Here is a 12,854-nt window from a genome sequence, read left to right on the forward strand (position 1 = left end):
CCGACCTTGTCGACGAGCTGGCTCGCCTGCTTGCGATGCTTCGCGATGTCCGCCAGCGGCAGCGGGTCGATCTTCAGCGTGCCGAAGCCGGCGATCACCGGATCGAGTTTCACGTTCGCGCGCACCGGGTATTCGTAGTTCGCCTGCGCATACAGCGCCTGCGCTTCCGGCGACACGAGGTATTCGAGCAGCTTCACCGCGTTGGCCTTGTGCGGCGCGTGCTTCGCGACCGTCGCGCCGCTGATGTTGACGTGCGTGCCGCCGCTCTTCGCGTTCGCGAACGTCGGCCGCACGACCTTGATCGCATCGCCCCACTTGCGTGCGTCGCTGCCGGGCTCCGCATTCTTCATGTGGCCGACGTAGTAAGCATTCGCGAGGCCGACGTTGCAGATGCCGCCGAGGATGTCGCGTGCGACGTCGCGGTCGCCGCCCGTCGCCTTGCGCGCGAGGTTCGCCTTCACGCCGCGCAGCCACTTCTCGGTCGCGGCTTCGCCGTCGTGCGCGATCATCGCCGCGACGAGCGCCGTGTTGTACGGATGCTGGCCCGAGCGGATGCAGACCTTGCCCTTCCATTTCGGATCGGCGAGATCCTCGTAGCGGAACGCATCGACCTTCAGGTCCTTCTCGACGTACAGCACGCGATCGCGCAGCGACAGCGCGTACCAGTCGCCGTTCGCGCCGCGCAGGTTCGCGGGAATCGCGTCGTCGAGCGTCTTCGAGCGCACCGGCTGCGTGAGCCCGCCGTCGACGAGATCGAGCAGGTTGCCGACGTCGACCGTCATCAGCACGTCGGCCGGCGACTGCGCGCCTTCCGCCTTCACGCGCTCGAGCAGGCCGTCCTTCACGAACACCGTATTGACCTTGACGCCGCTCTGCTTCGTGAACGCTTCGATGAGCGGCTGGATCAGCTTCGGTTCGCGGGTGGTGTACAGGCTGACTTCCTCGGCCGCGTGGGCCGGCGGCGCGAAGGCAGCGGCGGCAAGGGCGAGGGCGCCGGCGAGCGGCAGCAGGCGGGTGCGCGGATTCGACATGAAGACTCCGGAGGGGCAGGTGGACGAAGGGAGCGTTCCGGGGCGCGCCTGCCGCTCGAGCGACCCAGAATATTACAAAATGAAAGACTCGGGATTCTAGATCGAAATGGGAACCGTTATCAAATGAAAGATAACGACGGGCAGGCGGAGGACGGGAAAGGGGAGCGGAAACGGGGCGTCGCGGGACGGGCGCAAGCGCGTAGAATGCCCGCTTCGATGAATTTGACGGAGTCGCCCCGACCATGAACGATCAGCGCAAGAAGAACCCAGTCCGCAACGTGAGCATCCTGATCGTCGTGGCCGTGCTGCTCGTGATCGGAACGATCCTGTACAACGCGATTTCGCAGAAGCACGCGTACGACGAAGCCCATCCGGCCGAGGCCGCGAGCGCCGCATCGCACTGACGTGCCGATGCGCGGCCCGGCGGGCCGCGCGCGTGGCGTCGAGGTGAAGGGGACGAGTGCCCCGCTGTTGGCGCGGCGGATGCCGCGCGGAGCCGGGAACGAAGCGGGCGCCGGAACCGGCGCGCCGCGTACGCCGGTCAGCCGTGCGTCAACGTGACGCAGGTGCGAATTTCGGGCGGATCCGTGCGTAGAACACGACCGCGAGCAGCGCGAGCCACGCCGCGCCGACATACAGCGCGACACGCGTGTCCTCGAACCAGCCGAGCATCACGATCACGAAGCCCATGAACGCGATCGTCAGCGCCGGCGCGACCGGCCACAACGGCACCTTGAACTTCAGCGCCGCGACTTCGGCGCTCGACAGCCGGCGGCGCATCGCGACCTGCGACAGCAGGATCATCAGCCAGACCCACACGGTCGCGAACGTCGCGATTGCCGCGACCATCAGGAACACGTCCTTCGGCATCAGGTAGTTGAGCAGCACGCCGGCGAGCAGCGCGACCGCCATCACGAGCACCGTGACCCACGGCACGCCGTGCCGCGACGTCGTCATCAGCACGCGCGGTGCCTGGCCCTGGCGCGCCATCCCGAACATCATCCGGCCCGCACCGAAGATGTCGCTGTTGATCGCGGAGATCGCCGCGCTGATCACGACCAGGTTGAGGATCGTCGCGGCCGACTTCACGCCGAGCGCGGAGAAGATCTGCACGAACGGGCTGCCGTCGCTGCCGACACCCGTCCACGGGCTGATCGACATCAGCACGACCATCGTCAGCACGTAGAACAGCAGGATGCGCGCGGGCACCGCGTTGATCGCGCGCGGAATCACGCGCTCCGGATCCTTGGCTTCGCCGGCGCTCATCCCGATCACCTCGATCCCGCCGTACGCGAAGATCACGACCGACAGCGACGCGATCAGCCCGCCGACGCCGTTCGGGAGGAAGCCGCCATGGTTCCACAGGTTCGCGAACGTCGGCACGTCGGCCGAATGGCCGAAGTGCATGCCGGTCAGCAGGATCGCCACGCCGCCGCCGATCATCGCGACGATCGCGCCGACCTTGATGATCGACAGCCAGAACTCGAGTTCGCCGAACACCTTCACGTGGCACAGGTTCAGCCCGCAGATGATCGCGACGACGCCGAGCACCCAGATCCATTGCGGGACGTCCGGAAACCAGAAGCCCATGTAGATGCCGAACGCGGTGATGTCGGCGATCGCGACGATCACCATTTCGAGCGTGTAGGTCCAGCCGGTGACGAAGCCGGCAAACGGGCCGAGGTTCTCGGTCGCATAGTGGCCGAACGAGCCGGCGACGGGTTCGCGCACGGCCATCTCGCCGAGCGCGCGCATCACCATGTAGACGGCCGCGCCGCCCAGGATGTACGCCAGGATCACGGCCGGGCCCGCGAGCTGGATCGCGGACGCCGAACCGTAGAACAGGCCCGTGCCGATCGCCGAACCCAGCGCGAGAAAGCGGATGTGCCGCGCGCTCAGGTGGCGCTGCAAGTTTTTCATCGTGTCTCCGATATCGTTATGCGACGGACCGGGCGAGCGGGGCCGGTCCGATTGCGTCAAGTTGTCTATACAACTTGAATGTGAACGAATGATAACAAGCCGGGCCGGATGACCGGAATCGGGTATTCCCTGACTGGCGCGACGGGCGCAACAGGGGGCAGGGCGGTCGCGCATGGGAGGCGCGGGCCGCCTGGAACGCTCGGGTCATGCTTCGGGGATCGCTGAATCGGGGAGCGCCGGTGGCCGATCCGCGGCATGCGCGGGCCGGCCACCGGCGGGGTAAAGCCGCGGTCAGGCGGGCAGGCGGATCACGCTCGCATCCTTGCGGATCAGCAGCGACGACGCGAGCATCTGCTTGCACTGATGTGCGAGTACCTTCAGGTCGTGCGTGAGCTCGGCACCCACCGCATCGGATTTCTCCGCGGACACGACCATCGCGTCGAGGTCGCGCGTGATCTGCTTCGACGCGTCGAGCTGATCGGCGGGCGGCGGCTCGCCGGCCTCGGCCTTCTCGAGATTGTCGAGCACGGCGGCGAGGCCGCGGTGCAGCGCATCGTCGTGAAGGATGTTGCCGTCGGCTGCGCAGGCCGTGCGGATCAGCGGCGCGGCCGCCGTGATCTGCGCGCCGAGCACGTGGGTCTGCACGAGCAGGTCGTTCAGTTCCGGCACGAAGCGCTGGTGCGCCTTCGGCTCGATCATCATCCGCTGGAACGCCTGCCCGAGATTCGCGAACGCGATGTGCACGTCCTTGCGCGCGAGGCGGTAGCGGTAGTCGTCGTCGAGGGTCGTGGCCGGCGCCTCGATGGCCGCGGCGACGACCGGCACGACGGCCGCGCCGTCGGCGGCCGGCACGGGCGGCGGAGACACGCCGCGCCCGGCCCGCCACACGGCCTCGAAATACTTGCGGGTCGCGGTGAGCATGTCGGCCACCTGCTTGCCCATCAGCCGGTATTCCCAGTACGGGAACAGCCGGCTCGCGGCGATCGCGATCATGCAGCCGACCACGGTGTCGATCGCGCGCTCGCCGATGATCCGCATGCTGCCCGGCGCGAGCAGGTGGAACATCAGCAGCACGTACGACGACGTGAACACGACGCTCGCCGCGTAGTTGAACAGCAGCAGGCTGTAGCTCATCACCATCGACCCGAACATGATCGCGATCAGCAGGTGCGGCTCCTTCACCGTGTAGATCAGCGCGATGCTCGCCGCGCAGCCGATCAGCGTGCCGATGATCCGCTGCGCGTTGCGCTGCTTGGTGAGCGAGTAGCCGGGTTTCAGGATGATGATGGTCGTCATCACGATCCAGTACGCGTTCGTGAGCGGCAGCAGCCGGCCGAGCCAGAACCCGACCGCCACCGCGATCGTCACGCGCAGCGCGTGGCGGAAGCTCGGGGAACGCATGTTCAGGTTCGAGAAGATCAGGAGCGGCGACATCCGGCGGCGCTGCAGGAAGCGCGTGAGCGCCTTGTCGATCTTCAGTTCGGTTTGCTGCGGATCGGCGTGGCCCGACAGGTTGCGGCGCATCCGGTCGATCAGGCGCGTCGCGCTCCAGATGCGCCGGAACGTGGCGAGCACGGCCGCATACGCCTCCGCGTTGGTGGCCGGGAAGTTCTTCTTGCGCATCAGCTCGATCTCGTACTCGATCGCGCGCAGCTCGGCCTTCACGCTGATCCGCGAATGCGGGGCGCGGTTTTCGAGCACCGCGAGGCCGATCTCCTCGAGATCGGCGGCCGCCTTGCCGATGAGGTCGCGATAGAAGATGATCAGGTCCGAGCCGCCGAACGTGTTGCGCACCAGCGGGTAATCGGTGTGCGCGCCGACGAACAGCTCGTGCAGGTCGACGCTGTTGATGAACAGGTTGTACATCGTCGTGCGGCCGGGATCGAGCTTGCCGCGGCGCAGCTTCGGCAGGTTGCGCAGCACGATGTCGCGCGCGGTTTCCTGGGTTTCGACCGCCGTGATCTGCTTGGCGACGAGATTGCGGTAGCACTCGTCGAGATCGGCATCGAGGTCGTAGAACTGCGCGCGCGCGAGCAGGTAGTCGGCGCAGGCGAACAGGCTCTCGGCCAGCGCCTGCTGCTCGATCCGGCGCGCCTGCCATCGCGACACGAGCGTGGCCCAGTACGTGTACCAGAGGCCGCCCGCGAGAATCCAGCCGGCGTTGATGAACGCCTGCAGCGGCGTGAACTTCTCCTCGAGCGTCATCACCATCATGAACAGCGTCGCGAAGCTGATCTGCGGCCAGCGGTTGCCGTAGACGACGATCAGCGACAGCACGAAGGTGAGCGGCACGATGGTGAGCCACAGCACGAAGATGTTCGGTGTGGCAAGGCCGGTCGCGAGCGCGGCCAGAAAGCCGATCACGCTGCACGCGAGCATTTCGTTGTGCTTGTACTTGAGCGGGCCCGGCATGTCGACGACGCAGGCGCCGAGCGCGCCGGTCGAGATCGTGAAGCCGAGCTCGCGGTTGTGAAACACGATCAGGCACAGCACGGCCGGCAGCGAAACGCCGACCGCGATCCGCAGGCCGCCGAAAAAGTACTGGCTGTAGAAAAACTTTCTGATTTCGACCGAATAGCGCATCGATGGACTGAATGGCAGACGAAGACGCCCGGGGCGGCGTATTGACTGGCGACGAGTCTATCGTATTTCGCGGTCCGCAAAACCTGGCTTTCCGGCCGAGGTTCGCGGAGGCGGTCCATTTGCTATCCTTGGTGATCCTGTTCGCCCGGCCCTGCCCGCGCGAGGTTCCGACGCCTGCTTCATGCTCCATCTCTTCTATTCGAACCGTCACGAAACGCTGGCCGACGCGCTGCTCGAGGATCTGGCCGCGTTCCCGGCCCGCAACGGCCCGTGGGCGCCGCAACAGGTCATCGTGCCGAGCGCGGCGCTGCGCCGTCGCCTCGAGCTCGACATCGCCGCGCGCAACGGCGTATGCGCGAACGTCGAGTTCACGTATCTCGCGCAATGGCTGTGGGCGCAGATCGGCCGCGTGCTGACGGTGCCCGCGCGTTCGCCGTTCGCACCCGACCGCCTCGTGTGGCGCTGCTACCGGCTGTTCGCGCAGGCATCCGACGGTGCGCCGTGGCTCGCGTCGCCGCGGCTGGCCGCGTATCTGTCCGCGTCCGACGATGCGATGCGCTACGAGCTTGCCCACCGCGTCGCGGCCGTGCTCGACCATTACCTGACCTATCGTCCCGAGTGGCTCGCCGCGTGGCAGGCCGGCGAGTCCGTGCTCGCGGGCGACGGCGCGCCGCGCGGGATCAGCGACGCCGCGCGCGACGACGAGCGCTGGCAGGCCGCGCTGTGGCGCGCGCTGCTCGCCGAGCTGAGCGACAGCGGCACGCCGCCGGCGCACCGCTTCCTCGTCGAGGCGCGCCATCTCGATCCTGAAACCGTCGCGCGCGCACGCACGCATTGGCCGGAATCGGTCAGCGTGTTCGCGCTGCCGACGATGCCGCCGCTGCACGTCGCATTGCTGCGCGAGCTGTCGCGCTGGATCGACTTGCGCGTCTATGCGCTGAACCCGTGCCGCGAATTCTGGTTCGACATCGTGACCGCCGCGCATGCCGAGGCGCTCGACGCGGCCGGGCGCCTCGACTACCAGGAGGTCGGCCATCCGCTGCTCGCCGAATGGGGCAGGCAGACCCAGGCGCAGCTGCACATGCTGCACGAACTGACTGAAAGCGCCGCGTCGGGCGACGCGTCGCGTTTCATCGAGAATCCCGCGCCGACGTGGCTCGCGCGTGTGCAGAACGCGATCCTCGAACTGCGGCCCGAGGCCGAAGCCGGCGATGCCCCGGCCGAGCGCGGCATCGAGGTGCACGTGTGCCACAGCCTCGCGCGCCAGCTCGAGGTGCTGCACGACCGGCTGCTCGCGTGGTTCGACGCCGACGCGAGCCTGCAGCCGTCCGACGTGCTCGTCGCGGTCGCCGATCTCGCGGCGGCCGGGCCGCTGATCGACGCCGTGTTCGGCACGGCCGGCAGTGGCGGTGCACGCGTGCCTTACCGGATCACCGGCCTGCCGCCTTCGCAGGCGAACCCGGTCGCGCGCGTACTGCTCGACTGGCTCGCGTTGCCGGAGCGGCAGGTCGGTGCGCCCGAGCTGGTCGAATGGCTGCGCGTCGACGCGGTGTCGGCACGCTACGGCATCGACGCGACGGCGCTCGAGACGGTGCAGACCTGGCTCGCGGCCGCCGGCGCGCGGCGCGGGCTGTCGCCGCTCGCGAGCGACGATGCGGCCGTGCCGTCGCCGCGTCATACGTTCTCCGATGCGCTCGCGCGGCTCTTTCTCGGTTATGCGATGCCGGAAGGCGCGGCGCCGGTCGGCGCGTGGCTGCCGATCGAAGCGGCCACCGGCAGCGAGGCCGAACTGCTCGGCCGGCTCGCACGCTTCACCGACGACCTCGACGGCTTCGCGCGGCGGCTGGCCGAATCGCATACGCCGCACGGCTGGAGCGAACTGTTCGCCGACACGCTCGCGCGTTTCTTCGATTCGGGCGCCGCGTATGCGGATGCGCTCGCGGGCGTGCGCGACGCGCTCGACGCGATGCTGGCCGCGATGACGGAGGGGGCGCCCGACGAAGCGCTGCCGGCGGCCGTCGTCCGGGCCGGGCTGGCCGCCGCGCTCGACGATCCGGCGCGCGGCGGGGTGCCGTGGGGCGGCGTCACGTTCTCGTCGCTGACGAGCCTGCGCGGGCTGCCGTATCGCGTCGTCTGCCTGCTCGGGATGGACGATGGCGTGCTGCCGAGCCTCGCGCGCGCGGACGAATTCGACCTGATGGCCGTGTTGCCGAAGCTCGGCGATCGCCAGCGCCGCGACGACGAGCGCAACCTGTTTCTCGACCTGCTGCTCGCCGCACGCGACCGGTTGCTGATTGCGTACACGGGCCGCAGCATTCGCGACAACGCGCCGTTGCCGCCCGCGGCACTCGTCGACGAATTGCTCGACCATCTCGCGCTCGTCACGGCAGGCCCCGACGCCGCGCCGGGCGCGGTCGATGCCGCACGGCGCGCGTTCATCGTCGAGCATCCGCTGCAACCGTTCGCGGCCGCGTATTTCCAGCCCGGCGGCGCGCTCGTGTCCTATGACGCCGAGCGGGCGACGCTCGCGTCGCTGCTCGCCGCCGAAGCGTCGCGCGACGGCCCGCGCGAATTGCCGTTCTTCGCGCAGCCGCTGCCGGCCGAACCGGTCGAGCCTGTCGCATTCAGCGAATTCGAACGCTTCTGGCGCCATCCGGCGCGTGCGTTGCTGCGCGGCCGGCTCGGCATCGTGCTTGCCGACGCGCAGGCCGAACTGCTCGATACGGAACCGTTCGCGCTCGACTTCGCCGGCAGCGATGCGCTCGCCGAGCGCGTGCTGCCGCTGCTGATCGAATCGGACGAGGGCGGCGTGCACGATCATGCGCTGCGCATCGCGGACGCGAGCCCCGAACTGCCGGGCGGTGCGACAGGCGCCGTGTGGCGCGACCAGGCGCTCGGCTCGATGACGCAGCTGGCGTCGAACGTGCGTCGTGCGCTGGCCGACGGGATGGAGCGGCGGTCGTTCTCGCTCACCGTCGTGCCCGCGTGGCCCGATACCGAGCAGGCGCTGTTCGGTGCGCACGACGCGCTGCTGTCGGGCGACGCGGTGAGCGCGCCGCTTGAACTGCACGGCACGCTGAACCGGCTGACGCAGGCCGGGCAGATCATCTACCGTTATGCGAGGCCGAGTGCGCGCGACTACCTGTCCGCGTGGCTTGCGCATCTCGTCTACTGCGCGATCGAGCCCGGCGGCCCGCGCCGCACGCTGTGGTTCGGCAGCGGCGGCGCGTTCGAGCTGACGCCTGTCGCCGCGCCGCTCGAGCAGCTCGCACCGCTTGCCGCGCTGTTTCGCGCGGGGCGGCGCATGCCGCTGCGGTTTTTCCCGCGCAGCGCATGGGCGCGGGTGTCCGACGGCGAGGCCAAGGCCGCGAGCGTCTGGATCAACGAACGGGTCGTGAGCGAAGCCGACGATCCGGCCATCGCGATCGCATGGCGCGGCGCGCATGCGTCGCTCGACGAGCCGTTCGCCACACTCGCGCGGCTCGTGTTCGATCCGCTCGTCGAGCATCTGAAGGAGGTTGCATGAGCGCCGTGTCGCAGCCGCAGCAGGCGCTCGAACTCGACGTGTTCGCGTGTCCGCTCGATGGCGTCAACCAGATCGAGGCATCGGCCGGCACCGGCAAGACCTGGAACATCTGCGCGCTCTATGTGCGCCTGCTGCTGGAAAAGGATCTCGGTGCGGACGAAATCCTCGTCGTGACCTTCACGAAGGCGGCGACCGCGGAGCTGCACGAGCGGATTCGCGGCCGGCTCGCGCAGCTTGCGCGTGCGCTCGATACGGGTGACGACGGCGGCGATCCGTTCATCGAGCGCCTGCTCGAGACGACGCTCGGCGAAGGTGGCGAGCTCGATCCCGAAACGGCCGCGAAACGGATCCGGCGTGCGCTGCGCGCGTTCGACCAGGCGGCCATCCATACGATCCACGCGTTCTGCCAGCGCGCGCTGCAGGAAGCGCCGTTCGCGGCCGCGATGCCGTTCGCGTTCGACATGGAGGCCGACGATGCGTCGCTGCGCTTCGAACTCGCGGCGGATTTCTGGCGCACGCGCGTCGAACCGGCGGCCGCACGCTGGCCGGGTTTCGCGACCTGGCTCGTCGAATCGGGGGCCGGGCCGGCCGCGCTCGACGCGCAGCTCGCGCGCCGGCTGAAGAAGCCGCTCGCCGCGCTGCGCTGGGACGGCGTGACCGAGCCCGACGAATCGGCCGAGGCCGCCGCGGCCGAATGCTTCGCGGAGGCCGGACGGATGTGGGCGGCCGAACGCGAAGCGATCGATGCGTTGCTGCGCACCGCGCAGCCCGCGCTCAACCAGCGGTCGCACAAACCCGAAGCAGTTGCCGATGCGCTCGCCGCATGGGCCGCGCATTTCGCGCAGGGCGACGCGACGGCTGCGCTGCCGAAGGCCGCGCTGAAGCTCACCCGCACCGCGCTCGTGAAGGCGACGAAAAAAGGCGGCGCGACGCCCGAACACGCGTTCTTCGACGTGGCGGACGCGCTCGAGGCGGCCGTGGCGGCGGCTGAAGCCGCGCAGCGCGCGCGCTGGCTCGCGCTGATCGCCGAATGGCTCGACATGGCGCCGGGCGAGCTGGCCGAGCGCAAGCGCACGCGGCGCATCGTGTCGTTCGACGATCTGCTGGCGAACCTGTACCACGCGCTGCATGCGCATCCGTGGCTCGCCGAGACGCTGCGCGCGCGCTATCCGGCCGCGCTGATCGACGAGTTCCAGGATACCGACCCGCTGCAGTTCGCGATCTTCGACCGGATCTTCGCGCCCGGCGGCCCGCTATTCCTCGTCGGCGATCCGAAGCAGGCGATCTACAGCTTCCGCGCGGCCGATCTGCATACCTATCTGGCGGCGCGCGCGCGGGCGAGCGCGTGCTACACGCTCGCGGTCAACCAGCGCTCGACGCCCGCGATCGTCGATGCGTGCAACCGCTTCTTCATGTCGAATCCGCGCGCGTTCGTGCTCGACGGGCTCGACTATTACGCGGTGCGTGCCGGCACGCGCGTGCGCGCGCCGTTCGTCGACGAAACCGATCCGGGCCCGGCAGGCGACTTCCGGGTGTGGGCGTTGCCTGGCGGTGAAGGCACGTTGCTCAAGCGTGATGCGCAGGCACGGGCCGCGCAGGCCTGTGCCGCCGAGATTGCCCGGCTGATGCGGGGCGCGCGCGAAGGGCGCGTTCGGCTCGGCGAGTCGCCGCTGTCGCCGGGCGATATCGCAGTGCTCGTGCAGACGCACCGGCAGGGCAGTCTCGTGAAGCGCGTGCTGGCCACGTGGGGCATCGGCAGCGTGGAACTGGCGCAGGCCTCGGTGTTCTCGACCGGCGACGCGGAGCAGCTTGAACGCGTGCTGGCGGCGATCGATGCGCCGGGCGACCTGCGGCGGCTGCGCGCGGCGCTTGCAGCCGACTGGTTCGGCCTCGATGCCGGCGCACTGTGGCGGATGGAGCAGGGCGACGGTGATGCGTCACACGAAGCGTCCGCGGCTGACAGCGCCGACGCGATGAGCTGGGTCGAGCGCTTCTCGCGGTACCGGCTGCTGTGGCGCGAACGCGGTTTCGCGGTGATGTGGCGCACGTTCACGCGCGAATTGCGGATCGCCGAGCGGCTGATGGCCGGCGCGGACGGCGAGCGTCGCGTGACCGACATCAACCATCTGGCCGAACTGACGCAGGCACGCGCGTCCGCGCAGCCGGGCATCGCGCCGACGCTGCGCTGGCTTGCCGCGCAACGGCTCGACGGCGGCGGCGAGGAAGCGCAGTTGCGGCTCGAATCCGATCGCAACCTCGTGCAGATCGTTACCGTGCACAAGTCGAAAGGCCTCGAATACGCGATCGTGTTCTGTCCGTTCCTGAACGACGGCGGGTTGCGCGAGCCGCCCGCGTCCGCGTTGCCCGATGCGCGCGAATACCACGACGATGCGGGCGACGCGGTGCTGCATTACGGGTGCGACGACGACGCGGCCGCGCATGCGGCGCAGCAAGCGCTGCGCGAGCAGGCCGCGGAGCGCGCGCGGCTCGTCTACGTGGCGCTCACGCGTGCGGTCTATCGCTGCTACGTCGTCGCCGGGCCGTACCTGTCGTCGCGCTCGACGCGCGAGGCGCGACGCAGCGTGCTCAACTGGCTCGTCGCCGGCGCCGGCCAGTCGTTCGATGCATGGCTCGACGAGCCGCCCGACGAAGCCGCGCTCGATACGGCGTGGCACGCGCTCGCGGGCGGCCCCGTGAGCGTCGCGCCGCTGCCGGCGCCTGCGCGCCCCGAGCGTCTGGCGGCCGGGCACGACGCGTCGCAGACGCTCGCGGCGCGCCATGCGACGCGCGTGCTGCGCGATGCCTGGCGGATGGCCAGCTTCAGTTCGCTGACCGCGTCGATGGCGCGCGAGGAGGCGGGCGTCGCGGCCGTGCCGGATGACGAACTGCGGCCCGACCACGATGCGCTCGCCGCGGTCGCGCCGGATGCCGAGTGGCTGTTGGCCGATACGGTTGCGCCCGAACCGCCGGACGACGACATCCTCGTGTTCCCGCGCGGTGCGGCGGCCGGCGAGTGCCTGCACCGCCTGTTCGAGCTCAGCCGGTTCACGGAGCCCGAGTCGTGGCCGAAGGCCGCGCTCGGTGCGCTGCACGACCGGCCGGTCGAGGCCGGGCCCGAACTCGCGACACGTCTGCCGGCGATGATGGTGCAACTGGTCGATGACGTCGTGCACACCGAGCTCGTGCCGGGCATGCGGCTCGTCGATCTCGATCCCGCGAAGCGGCTCGACGAAATGGGGTTCCTGTTCCCGGCGCCGTCGCTCGACCTGATGGCGCTACGCCGCCTGCTGGTCGCGCACGGCTACCCGGACGTTGCACTGGAGGCGGGCATGCTCGCCGGTTTCATCAAGGGTTTCATCGACATGATCGTCGAACACGACGGCCGCTTCTGGATCGTCGACTGGAAGTCGAACCATCTCGGCACGACGCCGGACGCCTATGGCCCGCGCGCGCTCGACGTCGCGATGGCCGACCACGCATATCACCTGCAGGCGCTGCTCTATACGGTCGCGCTGCATCGCTACCTGCGCGGGCGGCTGCCCGATTACGACTACGACACGCATGTCGCGGGCTACCTGTACCTGTTCGTGCGGGGTGTACGGCCCGGCTGGCGCAGCGGCGGCGAGCCGGCCGGCGTGCATGCGCGGCGGCCCGCGCGCGCGCTTGTCGACGCACTCGACCGGATGATGGAAGGGGGCCGCGCATGAACGCGCAGGACGATACGCTCGAATTCACCGGCGGCCTCGTCGCGCGGCTGCCCGAGCCCGCCGATTTCGGCATCGCGCTCGCGGAAG

At 69.4% G+C, this 12,854-nt stretch carries 6 protein-coding genes; 3 read left to right on the forward strand and 3 right to left on the reverse strand.

The window, feature by feature from the left end; translation table 11 throughout:
- Positions 1-1,031 (reverse strand): Fe(3+) ABC transporter substrate-binding protein (locus ABY44_RS00605; protein ID WP_431640734.1); only part of this gene is annotated, 1,031 nt, incomplete at its 3' end.
- Between the two features lie 242 nt (positions 1,032-1,273).
- Here ABY44_RS00605 and ABY44_RS00610 point away from each other — a divergent pair.
- Complete coding sequence (locus tag ABY44_RS00610) at positions 1,274-1,435, forward strand: hypothetical protein (protein WP_006476417.1); 162 nt, start codon at positions 1,274-1,276, stop codon at positions 1,433-1,435.
- Positions 1,436-1,583: 148 nt separating this feature from the next.
- On the opposite strand, the gene ABY44_RS00615 is transcribed toward ABY44_RS00610, so the two are convergent.
- Together ABY44_RS00615 and ABY44_RS00620 are read right to left on the reverse strand one after the other, a co-directional pair.
- Complete coding sequence (locus ABY44_RS00615; protein WP_059695504.1) at positions 1,584-2,951, reverse strand: amino acid permease; 1,368 nt, start codon at positions 2,949-2,951, stop codon at positions 1,584-1,586.
- 291 nt (positions 2,952-3,242) lie between these two features.
- A complete protein-coding gene (locus tag ABY44_RS00620) occupies positions 3,243-5,534 on the reverse strand; it encodes an FUSC family protein (RefSeq protein WP_059695506.1) in 2,292 nt (763 codons plus the stop codon).
- 181 nt (positions 5,535-5,715) lie between these two features.
- On the opposite strand from ABY44_RS00620, the gene recC reads away from it, so the two are divergent.
- Together recC and recB are read left to right on the forward strand one after the other, a co-directional pair.
- On the forward strand, positions 5,716-9,060 hold the full coding sequence (recC, locus tag ABY44_RS00625; protein ID WP_060173777.1) for an exodeoxyribonuclease V subunit gamma: 3,345 nt from the start codon (positions 5,716-5,718) through the stop codon (positions 9,058-9,060).
- Positions 9,057-12,767, forward strand: coding sequence for an exodeoxyribonuclease V subunit beta (recB, locus tag ABY44_RS00630; RefSeq protein WP_060173778.1), 3,711 nt, complete (start codon positions 9,057-9,059; stop codon positions 12,765-12,767). The genes recC and recB overlap by 4 nt, the downstream gene beginning before the upstream one ends.
- Positions 12,768-12,854 lie beyond the last annotated feature (87 nt).

The organism is Burkholderia sp. ZZQ-2 (assembly GCF_050768715.1).
GTDB classification, from domain to species: domain Bacteria; phylum Pseudomonadota; class Gammaproteobacteria; order Burkholderiales; family Burkholderiaceae; genus Burkholderia; species Burkholderia cepacia.